The organism is Novosphingobium sp. 63-713, assembly GCF_001898925.1.
GTDB lineage: Bacteria > Pseudomonadota > Alphaproteobacteria > Sphingomonadales > Sphingomonadaceae > Novosphingobium.
Map to the genome: position 1 here is coordinate 203,014 of NZ_MKVS01000027.1, position 18,020 is coordinate 221,033.

Below are 18,020 nucleotides of genomic sequence, written 5' to 3' on the forward strand. Positions count from 1 at the left end.
ACACCGCCCTTGCAAGCGAAACCGCAAGCATAACCGGACAGGCGCCCGCATCGCCCCTTCATTTTTGCCGCGTTTTGGCGTAACGGCCCGCGCTATGTCTGCCATTTCCACCCCCCGCACCTCGCCTGTTTCCGCCCCGCGCACCTATCGCGTGAAGAGCTTTGGCTGTCAGATGAATGTCTATGACGGCCAGCGTATGGAAGAATTGCTGGCCCATCAGGGCATTGCCCCCGCGCCCGAGGGCGAGCAGGCCGATCTGGTCGTGCTCAACACCTGCCATATCCGCGAAAAGGCCGCCGAGAAGGTCTATTCCGACATTGGCCGTATCATCAAGGATGCGCGGCGCGAGGATGGCACGCAACCGCTGATCGCGGTGGCCGGTTGCGTGGCGCAGGCCGAGGGTGAGGAGATCATGGCACGTGCGCCCGCCGTGACCATGGTGGTGGGGCCGCAGGCCTATCATCGCCTGCCTGAGATGATCGCCCGCGCGGTCGATGGCGAACGCGTGACCGACACGGACATGCCCGCCGATGCCAAATTCGCGGCCCTGCCCAAGCGGCGCAGCGTGGGGCCGACGGCTTTCCTGACGGTGCAGGAGGGTTGCGACAAGTTCTGCACCTATTGCGTGGTGCCCTATACGCGCGGCGCGGAAATCAGCCGCCCCTATGCCGACCTGATTGCCGAGGCGCATCGTCTGGTCGAAGCGGGCGCGAAGGAAATCACGCTGCTGGGCCAGAATGTGAATGCCTGGGGCGGCGAGAACGGCAAGGGGCAGAAGGTCGGCCTTGACGGGCTGATCCGCGATCTGGCCGCGATCGACGGTCTGGCGCGCATCCGCTATACCACCAGCCATCCCAATGACATGACCGATGGCCTGATCGCCGCCCATGGTGAGGTGGAAAAACTGATGCCCTTCCTGCACCTGCCGGTGCAATCGGGCAGCAATGCGATCCTGAAGGCCATGAACCGTAGCCATACGGCCGAAAGCTATCTGCGCCTGCTGGAACGCGTGCGCGAGGTGCGGCCCGATATTGCTCTCTCGGGCGATTTCATCGTCGGCTTCCCCGGCGAGAGCGAGGAGCATTTCGCCGAAACCATCGCACTGATCGACGCGGTTGGCTATGCGCAGGCCTTCAGCTTCAAATATTCGCCGCGCCCCGGCACGCCTGCGGCCACGATGGATGATCAGATCCCCGGCGAGGTAATGGACGACCGGTTGCAGCGTTTGCAGGCCGCGCTCAACCGCGACCAGCATGCCTTCAATCAGGCCAGCCTTGGCCGCAACTGCGACGTGCTGATCGAACGCAAGGGCAAGCTGCCGGGCCAATGGCTGGGCAAATCACCCTGGCTGCAATCGGTGCATTTCCAGGGCGATTACGGCGTGGGCGATATCCTGCGCGCCGAACTCGTGCAGGCAGGGCCGAATTCGCTCACCGGGCGGGTGATCGCCTGAAACGCATAAAAAGCCGCCCCCTCCTTGCGGAAGGGGCGGCCCAGCACAGCTTCCCGACCGAAGCGCGCTGAATTAGTAGAAGAATGAGCCGTAAACCTGCAGGACGCGGCCCGTGCGCAGGTCAACCCGCACCACATCGCGGCCATAACGCACCCAGCGCTGGTTCATGCCCGGAGGGGGCAGGCGGTAAACCATGGGATCGGCGATCCAGTAGCGGCGGTGGTAATAGTCAGGCGCGAAGCGATAACCCGGCGCGACGGGGCGATAGGCATAGCCGCGCGGGCCGACATAGGCGGGACCACGGAACACATCGCCATGGGCGCGGCGATAATCACGCCAGTCCTCGCGATATTCCTGGCGGGCATTGCGCAGGTCACGCATGTCACGGCGGGCTTCGCGATAATCGCCGCGCGCCATGTCGCGATGGATCTCGCGGTGTTCGCGGGCGATGTCGCGTTGATCGCGGCGCAGCTCATGGGCGCTCTGGGCCGAGGCAACGGTCGGAACAACAGTCGCGGCGGCCAGCGCCAGCATCAGGATCTTTCGCATCTTGCTCTCCTTTGAAACTCCGGGAGGGACGCCTGAGGAACAGGACTGGCCCCGATGAAGCCTTTATGGGCCTGACGCCATGAACCCATTTGGAACTGGACGCTCAGATCTCAGTCAGGTTTGTATCAATTTGTACGCCCATCCCTGCCCTCGCCTACGCTTTTCCACCACTGCGGCGCGCGGGGCCCCTTGGCGGATGGCATGAGGAGGCATATCTTAACTTAGTGAGCCGGTCTTGAGACTCCGGCCACAGACAAGGAGCACATGGCCCGCAAACAGATCCGCGCCGCTTTTGACCCCATCGAAGATGTGGCCTCCTTCCGCAGCCCGAACGCTCGCGCCAATCCTTCCCGACGTGCGCGAACCGAGCTGGAATTTGACGAGCCGACCATATTGGGCGCGCTCTTTGGCCAGTTTGACGCCAATCTGGTGCTGATCGAAAACCGGCTGGGGGTTTATATCTCGGCCCGTGGCAATCGCATCCTGATCGAAGGCAATGAAGACAATGTCGCCCGCGCGCGTGAAGTGCTGCAAGGCATGCACAGCCGCCTGCTCTCGGGGCAGGAAGTGGACGCGGGCGCGGTCGAATCGCTGATCGCCATGTCGGTCGAGCCAACGCTGGAAGGCATCATCACCGGGGATGAAACCCATCCCCCGATCATGATCCGCACGCGCGGCAAGACCATCGTCCCGCGCAGCCCGACCCAGATCGACTATATGCGCGCACTGACCCGCAATGATGTGATCTTCGCCCTTGGCCCGGCGGGCACCGGCAAGACCTATATCGCCGTGGCGCAGGCCGTGTCGCAACTCATCACCGGCAGCGTCAAGCGCCTGATCCTGAGCCGCCCAGCGGTCGAGGCGGGCGAAAAGCTCGGCTTTCTGCCCGGCGATATGAAGGACAAGGTCGATCCCTATCTGCGGCCTTTGTACGATGCGCTCTTTGACTGCATGCCGCCCGAGCAGGTCGAGCGACGTCTGGCCAATGGCGAGATCGAGGTGGCGCCCATCGCCTTCATGCGCGGTCGCACGCTGGCCGATGCCTTCGTCATCCTTGACGAGGCGCAGAACACCACGGCGGCCCAGATGAAGATGTTCCTGACCCGCTTTGGCATGAACAGCCGGATGGTCATCTGCGGTGACCCCAAGCAGGTCGACCTGCCCGGCGGCATGGCGGCCAGTGGGCTGAACGATGCCGTTGTGCGGCTGGAGGGTGTCGAAGGCATCGCCACGGTGCGCTTCAAGGGATCGGACGTGGTGCGCCACCCGATCGTGGGCCGCATTGTCGAAGCCTATGAAGGCAAGAACGAGGATTAGGCTTCGACATTCCCGCCGCCAGCGCCTAGGGGAGCCGACCTATGCTGACGCTTGAAATCGACATCGAATCTCCCTGGCCGGAATCCACTGATTGGGAAGCCCTTGCCGCCCGCGCGGCGGGGGCTTTGTCCGTGGTCGCCCCCGAACTGGCCAAGGAATGCCTGAGCACCAGCATGATCTTCACCTCGGACGCAGAGGTGCAGGTGCTCAACGCCGAATGGCGGGGCAAGGACAAGCCGACCAACGTGCTCTCCTTTCCCATGCTAGCGCGCGAGGATCTGCTTGATCTGGCCGATGATGGGCCGCCCGAATTGCTGGGCGATATTGCGCTGGCCTATGAAACCTGCGCGCGTGAGGCGATGGATAAGGGCATCGCGCTGGCCGATCATGCCTCGCACCTGATTATCCATGGTTTGCTGCATCTGGCGGGGCTCGATCACGAGATTTCCGAGGAAGATGCGCGCGAGATGGAAGTTTTGGAGATAAAGGCGCTTGCGCTGATCGGCATTGCCGACCCATATGGCGACCATCACCTTTGAATTTCTTGCAATCGGAGTAATGCACAAAGTGGCCGACATGGGCCGAACAGGGGATTCCGGCCTCGGAGAGCCGGACAGTAAGCGCTCTTTATGGCGCTCGGTTCTGCGCTTCTTTGAAGGGGGCGATCAGGATCAGTCGCTGCGCGCCCATCTGGAAGACATCATCGACGAACATGAGGAGGAAGGCAGCCCCGGCGAGGCGGGCGACCTTTCGATGCTTGAGCGGCAGATGCTGCGCAACCTGTTGCATTTTTCCGAACTGGACGCGGCCGATGTCTGCATCCCGCGCGGCCAGATCATCGCGCTGGCGCATAATGCCCCGTGGCCCGATGTGGTCGCCGCCTTTGCCGAACATGGCCATTCGCGCATGCCTGTCTATCGTGAGACGCTCGATGAGGTGATCGGCATGATCCTCATCAAGGACGTCTTCCCCTATCTGGCGCGCGGCGAGGAGCCGCAGGGCAACTGGACGCGGATGATGCGCCAGCCCTTGTTCGTGCCCACCGCGCGCGGTGCGCTCGACGTGCTGGCCGACATGCGCTCCAGCCGGGTGCATCTGGCCGTGGTGGTTGATGAATATTCGGGCACAGAGGGCATCATCACTTTTGAGGATCTGGTCGAGGAAATCGTCGGCGAGATCGAGGATGAGCATGACGATGCTCCGGCCGAATTGCTGCGCCCCCTCGACGATGGTCTATGGGATGCCGATGCCAAGGTCGAACTTGACGAAGTGGGCAAGCGGGTCGATCCGCGCCTCGCCGAAGTCGAGGAAGACATTGATACTCTGGGCGGGCTGGCCTTTGTGCTGTCCGGCCATGTGCCGCCGGTAGGCGCGCGGATCGCGCATGCCAGCGGCTGGATCATCGAAGTAACCGAGGCTGACGAGCGCCACGTGATTCGCCTTCGCCTGCATCCGCCCGCCAGCCATGGCGCACAAGAGGACTGATCGATCATGCCCGCCACCCGCCGCCTGCCCCCCCTGCGCGCGCTGGAAGCCTTTGTCCGCACGGTCCGCCTTGGTTCGGCCAAGGCCGCGGCCAGCGAATTGGGCCTGAGCCCTTCTGCGCTGTCCCGCCGCGTGGGCGCGCTGGAGGATTTCGTGGGCAAGCGCCTGTTTACACGGCAGCATCAGGCAATGAAGCTGACCGATGACGGCCATGCCTTTTACGCCGCCGTCAGCCCCAAGCTGGAAGATCTGGCCGAGGCGGTCGAATCGCAGATGGAGGCCAGCAATGTGATGCGCCTGCATCTGGGCGTTCCCGCGCTGTTTGCGGGCACGCGCCTGTTTCCGCGCCTGCCCGAATTGCGCAAGTTGCATCCGCGGCTGCATATCGACTTTGACACCGGGGCGCAGCTCGAATCGGAACTGGGCGATTCGATTGATGCGGCCATCGTGCTGTCCAAGGAGCCTGACCCCGCGCTCCATTCGGTGCGGCTCGATCATAACAAGATCCACGCTTTCGCCTCGCCCGCGCTGGCCGCCGAGATTGGCGCGACACCCGATCTGGCCCGCCTGTCAAAGCAGACTTTCGTGATCTCTACCGATCTGCCCGAAAGCCTTGATGTGTGGAAAGGTGCGCTGGGACTGGAGCGACTGGAACCGGCCGCGATCGACCATTTCGATTCGGCCCAGCTTATCATTGCCGCAGCGGTTCAGGGGCTGGGCATCGCCATCGTCCATGACGACCACTTTTTGCGTCCCGGCGATGACCGTCTGGTCCGCCTGTTCGACGCCGATATCGACAGCCCCTACAGCTATTGGTTCGTGTGCCGCCCGCGCGCGCTGGAAACGCGCCCGGTGCGGATTTTCCACGATTGGCTGATCAAGGCCGGGCTTTAAGCCGCATGACGCAACCCGTCGCGAGTGGAGCGGCGGGCCAGCGTGAAACGCTGCACCACGCCCGACAGACGCTCGGCCTCATGGGCCAGTGAGCGCGAGGCGGCGGTCGATTCCTCGACCAGCGCGGCATTCTGCTGGGTGGCCATATCCAGTTCGTTCAGAACCTGATTGACGCCGGCGATGGCCTCGGACTGCTGGGCCGCATTGGTGGCCAGCGTGGAAAGCATGCCCGCGACCTCGGTCGAACGCTCGACAATGCGTTCAAGGCTCGACTGGGTGCGGCTGACCATATCGACGCCCGCGCGCACCTCCTCGCCCGAATTGACAATCAGCGCACCGATCTCCTTGGCCGCCAGCGCGCTGCGCTCGGCCAGATTGCGCACCTCGGTGGCCACCACGGCAAAGCCGCGCCCGGCGTCCCCTGCCCGCGCGGCCTCGACCCCGGCGTTGAGCGCCAAAAGGTTGGTCTGGAACGAAATGCCGTCGATGATCTCGACAATTGAGCGCATCTTTTCCGAGGTCGCCGCGATGGATTGCATCGCCGCCACGGCGCCCTGCATCAACTCGCCACTGTTCGAGGCCTCCCGCTCGGCCTCATGCGCCGATCCGGCCACGCTGGTCACGCCCTGCCCGGTCTGGGCCACCGAATGGGCCAGTTCGCGCACGGTATTGGCTGTGTTGCCCAAAGATGCAGCCTGGAGCTCTGTACGATGAGCCAGATCCTGCGCCGCCGAGGAAATCTCGCCAGCCCCGGAACGCACCGCGTTGGAGGAGACCGAAACGGCCGAAATCTGTTCGGACAGCGAGGCGGCCGTGGCATTGAAATCATTGCGCAACTGTTCGTATTCGGCCGGAAATTCCTCGTCCAGCCGCTCATCCAGCCGCCCCTGACGCAGGGCGGCCAGACCGCGCTCCAGCGCGCCGGTGATCTTCTGCTGGGCGGCCAGTTTGGTCTCGGCCTCGGCGCGGCTGCGATTGGCAACCGATTGGCGGATCTCCTCCAGCGCGCGGGCGATGTCGCCCAATTCATCGCTCTTGTCGATGCCGGGAATGTCGCGGTCCAGATTGCCCGCAGCCATATCGCCCATCGCATCCTTCAAATGCGAAACCGGCCGCGTCACCCGCAGCGAGAACATCAGCAGCACCAGCAAGCCAATGCCGACGCCCAGCATACCCAGCACAATATTGCGCTGGATCGCGGTATCGGCCTGTTCCAGCACCTTGCCCGCAATCTGATTGACCAGCTTGACGTTGTAATCCTTGTCGGCCTCGATCGCGCCTTGCAGATCGCGCGAATGGCCCACGATATCGCCATTGAACAGCGCAATGGCGCGGTCATGCTGATTGCTCAGTTCAGCGGTGCGAATGGCTTCAACGTCCTGTCGGAACAATTGCCAGCGCTGGACGAAATCCTCGTAAAGCCGCCCATCTTCCTTGTCGCTGATCAATTTCTTGTAATCGGCAATACCCTGTTCGGCATTGGCCAGAGCCTTGTCGAGCGAGGCGGATTGCTTGGTGGCCTCATCAGGCGATTGCGCCAGAATCATGCGCGACATGCGGATGCGCGCGATTTCAAAATCGACGATGATCGAATTGAGCTTGTCCACGCTGGGGACCGAATTGCTCGCCAGATAGGCCATATCGGCGCGCATGGTCGACGCGCCCTGAACGGCCAATGTGGCCCCAAAGCCGATGATGGCCGCCAGCGAAAGCGAGCCTGCGGCGACAAGTGTGCTGATTTTTGCGCGAGCGAGCACGGACTATCCTCTCGAGACTGTCCGTTTACTATCGTTCACAAGCAATGGAGATCGGTTGAACCGATGGCTAGGGACGAGCCCTGAAGAAGAGTTAACAGTTGGTGCAAACGCAGATCCGCCCCGCGCCCTCCAACTGGGAGAGCGCGGGGCGGACCACGGGATCAGGCTTCCGAAACCACGGCCTTGACGATCTTGCCCGGATTGCGCGGCGGTTCGCCCTTGGGCAGCGCGTCGATGAATTCCATGCCCGACTGGACCACGCCCCACACCGTGTACTGACGGTCGAGGAAGGTGGCATCGTCAAAGCAGATGAAGAACTGGCTGTTGGCCGAGTGCGGATAGGAGGTGCGGGCCATCGAGCACACGCCGCGCACATGCGGTTCGTTGTTGAATTCGGCCTTCAGGTCGGGCTTGTCGCTGCCGCCGGTGCCGGTGCCGTTGGGGCAGCCGCCCTGCGCCATGAAGCCGGGGATCACGCGGTGGAAGGTGATGCCGTCATAGAAGCCTTCGCCGACCAGTTCCTTGATGCGTTCAACGTGGCCGGGGGCCAGATCGGGGCGCAGCTTGATGACAACATCGCCGATGCCGTTGCCGGTATCCACGGTGAAGGTGAGAATTTCGTCGGCCATGGGTAAAGCTCCTGTATGGACGTGGCGAGGATTGGCCATCATCGCCCTTTTCTGGCCGCGCTGATAAAGGGGCCCCGCGCCCAAGGCCAGCAGTTTGTGCGGTCCCTTGCGTTAAACGCATCCTGCACGGTTGCTTTTATTCGCTTAATGCCTAATCCCCTTCCCCCATGACTGTCGAGCCTGTCGATCCTCTCTATGCCGATGCCCCCACCGCCGAAATCGAGGCGGCGGAGGAAAACACGCGCCATGACAGCCTGGACGAAGACAACCAGTTGAAGGGGGAATTCGTCCGCCGGGTCCGCGCGGCCCTTGATGCGGGCGAGGTCGACGCGGTCTATGCGCTGGTCGAGCCGCTGCACCCGGCCGACGTGGCCGACCTGTTCGAACAGATCGACGCCGATGAGCGCCCGGCGCTGGCCGATGCCATTTCCGACCTGATGGGCGGCGAGGTCTTTGCCGAACTGAACGACCACGTGCGCGAGGCACTGGTCGATGAATTGTCGGCCGGAGACATTGCCGACATTGCCGAGGAGATGGAGACCGACGACGCGGTCGCCCTGCTCGAAGACCTTGAGCCGGAAGAACAGCAGGCGGTTCTGGCCGAAATGGAGCCGGAAGAACGCGCGGCCATCGAATCCGCGCTGGCCTATCCCGAGGAAACCGCAGGCCGCCTGATGAGCCGCGATTATATCGCGGTGGGCGAGCATATGAGCGTGGGCGAGCTGATCCATTATCTGCGCGACAACAAGGATCTGGCCACCGAATTCTGGGAAATCTTCATCGTCGATGCCCGCCACCATCCGGTCGGCACGTGCCAGCTTTCCTGGATCCTGCGCACCGATCGCCATGTGACGCTATCCAATGTGATGAAGCGCGACCAGACGCTGATCCCGGTGGGCATGGATCAGGAAGAAGTGGCGCTGCGCTTTCAGAAATACGCGCTGATTTCGGCCGCCGTGGTCGATGAAAGCGGACGGCTGGTTGGTCAGATCACGGTCGACGACGTGGTCCACATCATTCAGGAAGAAGCCAGCGAGGACATCCTGCGCCTGTCTGGTGCGGGCGATGGTGACATCAACGAACCGATCCTGATGACGGTTCGCACGCGCCTGTCATGGCTGGTGGTCAATCTGGGCACGGCGATCATCGCTTCTTCCGTGGTCGGCCTGTTTCAGGGGGCAATTGCGCGATTCGCGCTGCTGGCCGTTCTGATGCCGATTGTCTCCGGGATGGGCGGCAATGCGGGCACCCAGACGCTGGCCGTGGTGGTGCGCGCGATTGCTACCAACGAGTTGACCAGCTCGAATACGGTCCGCATGGTCCTGCGCGAATTGCGCATCGCGATGGCCAATGGCCTGTCGCTGGGTCTGATGATCGGCACGGGCACGACGCTGCTTTTCGGCAATCCGCATCTGGGCGCGGTGATCGGTGCGGCCATGGTCATCAACAATCTGGTCGCGGGCCTTGCGGGCATCTTGGTGCCCGTCACGCTGGACCGGCTGCGGGTTGATCCAGCCGTCTCTTCGGCCGTATTTGTAACCACGGCCACCGATGTCATGGGCTTCTTCTCCTTCCTCGGCCTTGCCGTTCTGACGGGACTTGCCTGATGCCCCTGAATATGACCAAAGTTGCCTATGGCGCCCAATCCATGGCCGAAATCCACGAATGGTTCTCGCCTGAGGGGCGGCGCGGGGGCGCCAAGGTGGCGCGGCTGACCACACGCAACCGGCCCAAGCGAGCCGCCGAGATGATCGGCGGATCGCTGTTCTGGATTTTCAAGCACCAATTGGTGGCGCGCAGCGAAATTCTGGGCTTTGAGGAGGACGAAGGCGGGCGCACCGCGATCCTGATTTCAACCGATCTGATCGATGTCGTGCCCACGCCGCGCCGCGCGCATCAGGGCTGGCGCTATCTGGAGGCCAAGGACGCCCCGGCCGATCTGGCCAGCGGAGACAATGGCGATGTCCTGCCCGCCAATGTAGCGGCGGAATTGGCGAAGCTGGGGCTGGTCTGACGCCTAACGATGCTCGTGGATCGGGCGGATCTCGATCACACTGGGCACCGGCATCGGATTGGGGCAACGGCGCCCCCAATCCAGCGCCTCGTCCATATCTTTCACTTCCCATAGCCAGAAACCAGCGACCAGTTCTTCGCTGGGTGTGAAGGGACCATCGATGATCTCGCGGCTCGCACCGTCAAACACGATCAGCTTGCCCTGATCCGATGCCGCCAATCCCTCGGCCATAATCAGCACGCCCGCCTCGCGCAGCGCATCGTTGAAGCGCCCCATCGCGGCCATCATCTCCTGCGTCCACGCCGGTTCGAACCGGCCCGCTTCGCTTTCCTGGGTAGCCTTGACCATCACCAGAACGCGCATGACCTAATCCTCCAGCCAATCCGCCAGCAAATGCCACGCCACCGCCGTACGCGAAGGCGCGCTGAAGGCCGCGCCATCCTCGCCCCGGTCGCGCGCATGCATGGCCTCGACCACTTCGGCACGGGTGAACCAGCGGGCATCTTCCAACTCGCTGTGGTCGATGGTCAGCGCCGGATCATCGGCAAAGGCATGGGCCGCGATCATCAGGCTGGAAGGGAAAGGCCAGGGCTGGCTGGCGACATAGCGCACATCGCGGACCTTGACCCCCGCTTCCTCGTAAATCTCGCGGGCGACGGCCTCCTCAATGCTCTCCCCCGGCTCGATAAAACCGGCCAGCGCGGAATAGCGATGCGGCGGAAAACGAGGTTGGCGGCCCAGCAGAAGCCGCCCCTCATGCTCAACCGACATGATGACCACCGGATCGGTGCGGGGAAAATGCTGCGCCCCGCAGGCGGCGCAATCGCGCTGCCATCCGCCCTTGGCCAGCGCCGTGGCCGCGCCGCAACGCGCGCAGAACCGATGCCGCGCATGCCAGCCCACCAGCGCCCGCGCCGCGCCATAGATCGCGATCTCGCCGCCATCCATGCCGTTCAGCGCCTGCCACAGGTTGAAACTAGCGGGTGCCGTACTGGCCTGATCGGGAGCAGGCACCGGGGCGAAATGGCCGATACCCGCGCCGTCCAGCCCAAGGAGCACCGCCTCACCCTCTGGGGCTTCATCCGCCTCGCTCCAGATTAGAGCGCCGCTGGCAAGGCTGGGCTCCAGCCCTTCCATCTGCAACAGCCGCCCGCCCTGCGCCCACAGCGCCGCCAGACGCGCAGGATCAGAACGCACTGCATCGGCGCGGTCCAGAGGGTTGCCCGTAAAGGTCATGGGGGGACGCATATCTATCCTTTTCTGGCCATCGCGACCGCTGCGGCGCGGGCATAGAGCGTGGGCAATCCGGCCTCGTCAAGCCGGGCCAGCGGCCACCATTCACCCTCTTCCAATTCTTTGACACCCTCCGGACTATCACCGCCCTGTGACACCATCACGGCCAGATCGAGCGCGACATGGGTAAACACATGCGTCACCCTGCCCACCTCGCGCCAGCCGCCATCGAGCGGCGGATCGCCCGACCCGTCGGCCCGCGCATTCCAGCCATCATCGGGCAGCGCGCGCATCCCCCCCAGCATCCCGCTGGCCGGGCGGCGGATCAGCCAGACTGCATCGTCGCGCTCGATCCACCATGCATGACCGATACGCTGGGCCTTCGCCTTCTTGGGCGGTTTGACCGGCAATTGCTCGGCCCGCGCCTGCCCCCGGCAATCGCTACGCAGGGGGCAGATCAGGCATTGCGGCGCACGAACGCTGCAAATCCCTGAGCCTAAATCCATCATCGCCTGAGCAAAATCGCCGCTGCGGGCATCGGGAGTAATGGCATCGGCGGCCTCGCGGATGGCAGCGCGCGCGGCGGGCAAAGGCTGCTCAATGTCAAACAGGCGGGCCACCACCCGCTCGACATTGGCATCGACCACCACCGCACGCTGGCCAAAGGCAATCGCCGCCACCGCCGCCGCCGTATAGGCCCCCAGCCCCGGCAAGGCGCGCAATCCCGCCTCATCCTCGGGAAAACCGCCCCGATCGGCCACGACCCTTGCGCATTCCACCAATCGCCGCGCCCGCGAATAATAGCCAAGGCCCGCCCATGCCGCCATTACCTCTTCCTCAGGCGCGGCGGCCAGCGCGGCAACATCAACCCAGCGCGTGGTGAAACGTTCGAAATAGGGGATGACAGCCGCCACCGTGGTCTGTTGCAGCATCACTTCGGACAGCCAGACGCGGTAGGGATCGGCCCAATTGGCACCGGGCGGCGCGCGCCATGGCAACGCCCGCGCATGGGCATCATACCAATCGAGCAGCGCCTGCGCGACTGATCCTGCGCGCGGGCTATCCACTTTACCGCATTTCACGCTCTGGCCTCTGGCATCCATGGGGCGGCTATGGCATGGCTGGACAGGTATGGAAAGGGATAGGCCAAATACACCAAAGGGCAGCAAAAGCCCTGTCGCGGCGCGTGATGATAAAGCGCGCGGCGGAAAATCGCGCGTGGGCCAGCCCTATGAACGCCCGCGCGGCGGACAGGCTAGGCCGATTGCCGAACTGATGCCCGATATCGGCCGCACCGCCTTTCGCCGCTTCGGCTTTGTGCAATCCAGCGTGGTGACGCGCTGGCCCGAAATCGTCGGGCCGATCCACGCCAATGTCTGTATGCCCGAGGCGATCCGTTTCCCGCCCGGTGAAAAAAGCGACGGCATCCTGCAATTGGTGGTGCTGCCCGCCCATGCGCCGATCATCACCCATGTGATCCCCGAAATCATCGAGCGGGTGAACCGCTTCTTTGGCTATCAGGCGGTGTCCAAGGTCAAGATGCGGCAAGGCGAGGTGATCGCCCGTCCAAAGAGCCCGGCCCGCGCCGCGCCGCCCAGCCTCAAGCCGATCCCGATCGAGCTTGGCGATTCGCTGCGCGATATCGGTGATCCCGAATTGAAGGCGGTTCTCGAATCGCTGGCCCGCAGCATCGCCCGTCAGGACGAGGCGTGACGAATTCTGTTTTCAGCAAAGGACTCTGGATGCTTCTTCCCCTTCGCATGATGGCCGCCGTTGCTCTGACGCTTGGGCTGAGCGCCGCGCCGGTTCTGGCCGCCACGCCCCAACATGCGGCCCGGCCTGCGGCAACGGGCGGCGCATGGGGCGCCAAAGTGGCCGTCAGCCCGGTAGGCGGGCATATTCAGGGCAATCCGGCCGCAGCCCACAAGCTGATCGAATATATGAGCTACACCTGCTCGCATTGCGCCCATTTCGAGGCAGAGACGGCGCTGCCGCTGCGCATGGGGCCGGTGGGCGGCGGGCAATTGTCGTTCGAGGTGCGCCATCTGGTCCGCGATCCGCTCGACATCACCATCGCCATGCTGACCAATTGTGTGCCGCCGGTAAAATTCTTCCCGCTGCATCACAAGTTTCTGGCCGAGCAGGACCAGTGGATCGCCACCGCGCAAAAGCTGACCGAGGCTCAGACCAAGCGCTGGAACGAAGGCCAGATGCCCGAGCGGATGCGCGCGATCGCTTCGGATCTGAAATTCTATGACATCGCCGCCGGCGCGGGCCTGAGCCACGCGCAGGCCGACGCCTGTTTCGCCAACGAAGCCACCTTGCGCCGCGTGATCGCCCAGACCAAGGAAGCGCAGGAACTAGGCGCGACCGGCACGCCCACCTTCACGCTGGACGGCAAGATGATCGAAGAACATGACTGGGCCGGATTGCAGCCCAAGCTGGCCGCCGTGCTGAAGTAACACCCATTTCATTCTTTGCCCAAGGATAGGTTGCAAGATGATATTTGCCCCGCTTTCCACCCGTACCCTGACCATGCTGGCCATGGCGCCGCTCGCGCTGGGTCTTGCCGCCTGCAACAAGTCGGAAAACGGCGCCGCCACCGCGCCCGCCGGCAGCGTGACCGCCGTGGCCCCGCCCGCGGGCAAGACATGGGCCGAAACTTTTGCCAAAACCGAGGATGGCGACGGCATCATCGTGGGCAATCCCAAGGCCGCCATCAAGATGGTGGAATATGGCTCGCTCTCCTGCCCCCACTGCGCGAAACTGGCGCAGGACGGGATGAGCGCGCTGACCGGCAATTATATCGCCAGCGGCAAGGTGAGCCTGGAATTCCGCAGCTTTGCCATCCACCCGCAGGATATTCCGCTGACGGTTCTGGCACGCTGCGGCGGGGATGACGCCTATTTCGGCCTGATCGAACAGGTCTACACCAATTTCGACGCGATGAATTCGCAGACCAAGGAGCAGTATGATCAGGCCTCGGCCGCGATGAAGCTGCCCGCCGCGCAGCGCTATCCGGCGATTGCCGACGCGCTGGGCTACACCGCCTTCTTCTCGGCGCGCGGCCTGCCCGAAGCGCAGCAGCGCCAGTGCCTTGCCGACCTGCCTCGCGCCGAGGCCGTGGCCAAGGCGTCCGAGGCTATCAGCGCCAAGGGCATCAATTCGACCCCCACCGTCTTCGTCAACGGCAACAAGGTCGAAGGCGCCGAGTGGAAGAATGTCGAAGCCGCGCTGAAGGCTGCGGGCGCCTGATAGGCTTTCATGCGTTTTCGGCGGCTCAAACTTTCAGGCTTCAAGAGCTTTGTTGAGCCTGCCGAACTGCGCATAGAGCCGGGGCTGACCGGGGTGGTCGGCCCCAACGGCTGCGGCAAATCCAATCTGCTCGAGGCCATCCGCTGGGTGATGGGCGAGAGCAGCCCCAAGTCGCTGCGCGGCGGGGGGATGGAGGATGTGATCTTTGCGGGCACGGCCACCCGCCCGCCGCGCGACTTTGCAGAAGTGATCCTGTCCGCCCATGACAGCGCGGGCGAGGAACTGGAGGTTGTGCGCCGGATCGAGCGCGGCGCGGGTTCGGCCTATCGCATCAATGGGCGCGATGCGCGGCAAAAGGATGTGGCGCTGGTCTTTGCCGACGCGGCAACCGGCGCGCATTCACCGGCCTTGGTCAGTCAAGGGCGGATCGCCGCTGTCATCAACGCCCGCCCTGCCGAACGCCGCGCCATGCTTGAGGAAGCGGCGGGAATCGCGGGCCTACATGTGCGCCGCCGCGATGCCGAACAGAAATTGCGCGCGACCGAGGCCAATCTGTCGCGTCTTGAAGATCTGATGGCGGGGCTGGAAAGCAGGATCGCCGGGCTGCGGCGGCAGGCGCGCGCGGCCGAGCGCTATCGCCACCTGTCCGAACAGATCCGCGTGGCCGAGGCGCGCGTGCTGTTTGCCCGCTGGCGCGAGGCGGCGCAGGCAGCAGACCATGCCAAGGCCGAAGCCAAACTGGCCGAGGAACGCGCCACGGCCGCACAATCCCGCGCCGATGCCGCCCAAACCAAGCAGGTCGCCGCCGCCCAGGCCGCCATCGCCACCCGCGAGGCGCTGAGCATCGCGCGCGAGGCTGCCAGCGCCAATACCCACCGCCTTGCCGCCTTGAACAGCCAGTGGGAGGCGGCACAGGCGAAATTGGCCGACCTGGACCGGCAACAGGCAAGACTGGAGGCCGACCGCAACGAGGCCGACCAGCTTACTCATGATGCGGCGCAGGCCTTGCAAAGGCTGCAACTCGAACTGGACGAAGCGCGGGCGCGATTGGCGCAGGCAGAGGCCGAAAGGCCCGCCATGGCGCAGGCCCTTCAGGAAGCAGACAGCAATGCCCGCGCCGCCGAAATCGCCTATGCGCAGGCCAATGCCGAACAGGCGCGCGTCGAGGCCGAGTGGCGCGTGGCCGAGGCCGAGATCGCGCAGGCCCGCACCCGCTGCGCCCGCGCGGAGGCCGATCTGGCGCGCAATGGCGAGGCATTGGCCGCGCTGGACCGGGCGGGCGATCCGCTGGCCGATCTGGCCGCCGCCACCGCGCGGCGCGACGAGGCGGGCGCGAGATTGGCACAGACCCGGGAGGCGCTGCATACCGCACAAGAGCGCCGCGCCGCCTTGCTGGGGCGGCGCGATGCCGCCGCCAGCGCGCTTTCGGCGGCCCGCGCCGATCTGGCCGGGATCGAGCGCGAGTTTCAGGCCTTGCAGCGCGACCGCGAGACCCGCGCCAAGGCGCAGAAGAACGCCGCCGGACGCCGCCTCGCGCTCGATCATGTGCGGGCCGCGCCGGGCTATGAGCGCGCACTGGCCGCCGTGCTGGGGCGCGATGCGAAGGCACCTTTGGGAGAAGCCGGTGCTGAGGGACGCTTTTGGACCGGGGCCGTGCCGCCTGTGCCGGTGGCGCAGAGTCTGGCCGCGTATGTTCCCGATTCTCCGGAGGAACTGGCGGCCCGACTGGCACTGGTCTGGGTGGATGATGAGGATGATGGACGCGCCCTCGCACCCGGCGAATGGTTGGTGACGCGCGCGGGGCATGTCCGACGTTGGGATGGTTTTGTGGCGAGGGGCGAAGGCGCGGCGGAAGCGGCGCGGATGGAGGCGGATAACCGCTTCCTCGCGCTGGAAGCACAGATCCCGCCATTGCGCGATGCACTCGCCCAGGCCGAGGTCGAGGCGGGCGCGGTGGCCGGGGCGCTGGCACAGGCGCAGAATGAGGCCGCCGGGCTTGAGCGCGATGTAGCCGCCGCCATCGATGCCGAGCGCGCCGCCCTGCGCGCGATGGATGCCGCCGAGGCCGCGCGCGACCGCGCCGCCGCCCGCCGCGCCGAATTGCAGGCCGCCGCGCTCGACCTGACCCAGCAGCGCGATGCGGCCCGCGCCGAGCAGGAGGCCGCGCTGGAGCGCCGCGCCGCCCTGCCCGCGCCCGATACGGGGCGGGCCATGCTGGAGACGGCGCGTTTGCGGCATGAGGCGGCACGGGCGCATCACCAATCGGCCACCGCTCTGCTGGCCTCGCAGGATCAGACTATGGCCGTCGCTCGCGAAAGGGTTCATGCGCAATCGGGCGAGATCCGCAACTGGCAGAACCGGGCCAGCGATGCGGCCAAAAGGCTGGCGCAGATGGCGGGGCGGATCGAGGAAATCGCGCAGGAGCGCGCCGTCCATGCTGCCAGACCGGCCGCGATCCGTGTCGAGATGGATGGGCTGGAGCAAGAGCAGCAGGCGCTGAGCCAAGCCCAGATAAAGGCCGAAAGCACGATGGCTCAGGCGGCGCAGGAAGCCACCGAGGCCGAGCGCGAATTAACCAGCGCGCAGGAAGCACTTGTGGCCGCCCGTGAGGCGCGCGCGGGGGCGCTGGCGCGATCAGAAAATGAAAACCAGCGCCGCGCCGAATTGAACCGCGCCTCGGGCGAACGCTTTCAATGTCCGCCCCCGCTGCTGACCGAACGTTTCGGCTTTACCGAAACTGGTACGGCGGGCGAGGAAAGCCGCGCCATGGACCAATGGGCGGCGGATCGCGAGCGGCTGGGGCCGGTCAATCTGGTTGCCGCGCAGGAACTGGCCGCCGCCGAGGAACGTGCAGGCGAATCGATCCGCGAAAGGGCCGAGCTGGCCGAAGCGGTCAACCGGCTGCGCGGCTCGATCGGCAATCTGAACCGCGAAGGGCGCGGGAGGCTGCGCGCGGCGTTTGAGGCGGTCGATGGCCATTTCCGCCGCCTGTTCACTACGCTGTTTCAGGGCGGGCAGGCGCATCTGGCGCTGGTCGATTCGGACGATCCGCTGGAGGCGGGGCTGGAGATCTTCGCCCAGCCGCCGGGCAAGCGCCTGCAATCACTGACTTTGCTGTCTGGCGGCGAACAGGCATTGACGGCGGTGGCGCTGATCTTTGCGCTGTTCTTGACCAATCCCTCGCCGATCTGCGTGCTGGACGAGGTGGACGCGGCGCTCGACGATGCCAATATCGAGCGGTTCTGCGATCTGCTGGAGGCGATGACGCGTGAGACGGAAACGCGCTATCTGGTCGTGACGCATAATGCCGTGACGATGAGCCGGATGCATCGCCTGTTCGGCGTGACCATGGTGGAGCGCGGCGTGTCGCGGCTGGTCAGCGTGGATCTGAGCGCGGCCGAGCAATTGCTGGCCGAGGCGAGTTAAGCCCAGAA

At 64.7% G+C, this 18,020-nt stretch carries 17 protein-coding genes; 11 read left to right on the plus strand and 6 right to left on the minus strand.

The window, feature by feature from the left end; translation table 11 throughout:
• Positions 1-94 precede the first annotated feature (94 nt).
• Complete coding sequence (gene miaB, locus BGP00_RS14990) at positions 95-1,453, plus strand: tRNA (N6-isopentenyl adenosine(37)-C2)-methylthiotransferase MiaB (RefSeq protein ID WP_292691016.1); 1,359 nt, start codon at positions 95-97, stop codon at positions 1,451-1,453.
• A 72-nt stretch (positions 1,454-1,525) separates the two neighbouring features.
• Here miaB and BGP00_RS14995 read toward each other — a convergent pair whose 3' ends face one another.
• Complete coding sequence (locus BGP00_RS14995; protein WP_168603770.1) at positions 1,526-2,002, minus strand: RcnB family protein; 477 nt, start codon at positions 2,000-2,002, stop codon at positions 1,526-1,528.
• A gap of 264 nt (positions 2,003-2,266) precedes the next feature.
• Between BGP00_RS14995 and BGP00_RS15000 the strand changes: the two genes are divergently transcribed.
• The 4 genes from BGP00_RS15000 to BGP00_RS15015 are packed head-to-tail and all read left to right on the plus strand — an operon-like array spanning position 2,267 to position 5,698.
• Positions 2,267-3,319, plus strand: coding sequence for a PhoH family protein (locus BGP00_RS15000; protein WP_168603771.1), 1,053 nt, complete (start codon positions 2,267-2,269; stop codon positions 3,317-3,319).
• Positions 3,320-3,363: 44 nt separating this feature from the next.
• Entirely contained in the window at positions 3,364-3,858 is a 495-nt protein-coding gene (ybeY, locus tag BGP00_RS15005; protein WP_168604089.1) for an rRNA maturation RNase YbeY, read from the plus strand.
• Positions 3,859-3,886: 28 nt separating this feature from the next.
• Positions 3,887-4,804 (plus strand): hemolysin family protein, encoded by a 918-nt coding sequence (locus tag BGP00_RS15010; protein WP_292691284.1) that lies wholly within the window; start codon positions 3,887-3,889, stop codon positions 4,802-4,804.
• Between the two features lie 6 nt (positions 4,805-4,810).
• Positions 4,811-5,698, plus strand: a complete 888-nt coding sequence (locus tag BGP00_RS15015; RefSeq protein WP_168603772.1) for a LysR substrate-binding domain-containing protein — start codon at positions 4,811-4,813, stop codon at positions 5,696-5,698.
• Here BGP00_RS15015 and BGP00_RS15020 read toward each other — a convergent pair.
• Both BGP00_RS15020 and BGP00_RS15025 read right to left on the minus strand, forming a co-directional pair.
• Positions 5,695-7,455, minus strand: a complete 1,761-nt coding sequence (locus BGP00_RS15020) for a methyl-accepting chemotaxis protein (RefSeq protein WP_292691013.1) — start codon at positions 7,453-7,455, stop codon at positions 5,695-5,697. The two genes, BGP00_RS15015 and BGP00_RS15020, sit on opposite strands and share 4 nt — an antisense overlap.
• Before the next feature lie 161 nt (positions 7,456-7,616).
• Positions 7,617-8,084: a peptidylprolyl isomerase gene (locus BGP00_RS15025; protein ID WP_292691012.1), complete on the minus strand. Its 468-nt coding sequence runs from the start codon at positions 8,082-8,084 to the stop codon at positions 7,617-7,619.
• A gap of 167 nt (positions 8,085-8,251) precedes the next feature.
• Between BGP00_RS15025 and mgtE the strand changes: the two genes are divergently transcribed.
• Both mgtE and BGP00_RS15035 read left to right on the plus strand, forming a co-directional pair.
• Entirely contained in the window at positions 8,252-9,691 is a 1,440-nt protein-coding gene (gene mgtE / locus BGP00_RS15030; RefSeq protein ID WP_292691011.1) for a magnesium transporter, read from the plus strand.
• Positions 9,691-10,098, plus strand: a complete 408-nt coding sequence (locus tag BGP00_RS15035) for a DUF1489 domain-containing protein (RefSeq protein ID WP_168603776.1) — start codon at positions 9,691-9,693, stop codon at positions 10,096-10,098. The genes mgtE and BGP00_RS15035 overlap by 1 nt, the downstream gene beginning before the upstream one ends.
• A 3-nt stretch (positions 10,099-10,101) precedes the next feature.
• On the opposite strand, the gene BGP00_RS15040 is transcribed toward BGP00_RS15035, so the two are convergent.
• Genes BGP00_RS15040 through BGP00_RS15050 form a run of 3 tightly spaced genes read right to left on the minus strand, consistent with a single transcriptional unit; the run spans position 10,102 to position 12,434 of the window.
• Positions 10,102-10,461 (minus strand): YciI family protein, encoded by a 360-nt coding sequence (locus BGP00_RS15040; RefSeq protein ID WP_292691009.1) that lies wholly within the window; start codon positions 10,459-10,461, stop codon positions 10,102-10,104.
• 3 nt (positions 10,462-10,464) lie between these two features.
• Positions 10,465-11,346, minus strand: coding sequence for an NAD(+) diphosphatase (nudC, locus tag BGP00_RS15045; protein ID WP_292691007.1), 882 nt, complete (start codon positions 11,344-11,346; stop codon positions 10,465-10,467).
• A 2-nt stretch (positions 11,347-11,348) separates the two neighbouring features.
• Positions 11,349-12,434, minus strand: a complete 1,086-nt coding sequence (locus tag BGP00_RS15050) for an A/G-specific adenine glycosylase (RefSeq protein ID WP_292691005.1) — start codon at positions 12,432-12,434, stop codon at positions 11,349-11,351.
• 28 nt (positions 12,435-12,462) lie between these two features.
• Here BGP00_RS15050 and BGP00_RS15055 point away from each other — a divergent pair, with 28 nt between their 5' ends.
• The 4 genes from BGP00_RS15055 to BGP00_RS15070 are packed head-to-tail and all read left to right on the plus strand — an operon-like array spanning position 12,463 to position 18,012.
• Complete coding sequence (locus BGP00_RS15055) at positions 12,463-13,044, plus strand: DciA family protein (protein WP_292691004.1); 582 nt, start codon at positions 12,463-12,465, stop codon at positions 13,042-13,044.
• Positions 13,045-13,073: 29 nt separating this feature from the next.
• Positions 13,074-13,793, plus strand: a complete 720-nt coding sequence (locus tag BGP00_RS15060; RefSeq protein ID WP_292691002.1) for a thioredoxin domain-containing protein — start codon at positions 13,074-13,076, stop codon at positions 13,791-13,793.
• A 37-nt stretch (positions 13,794-13,830) separates the two neighbouring features.
• A complete protein-coding gene (locus tag BGP00_RS15065) occupies positions 13,831-14,586 on the plus strand; it encodes a thioredoxin domain-containing protein (protein WP_168603782.1) in 756 nt (251 codons plus the stop codon).
• Between the two features lie 9 nt (positions 14,587-14,595).
• A complete protein-coding gene (locus tag BGP00_RS15070; protein ID WP_292691001.1) occupies positions 14,596-18,012 on the plus strand; it encodes an AAA family ATPase in 3,417 nt (1,138 codons plus the stop codon).
• The last annotated feature ends 8 nt before the right edge of the window (positions 18,013-18,020 follow it).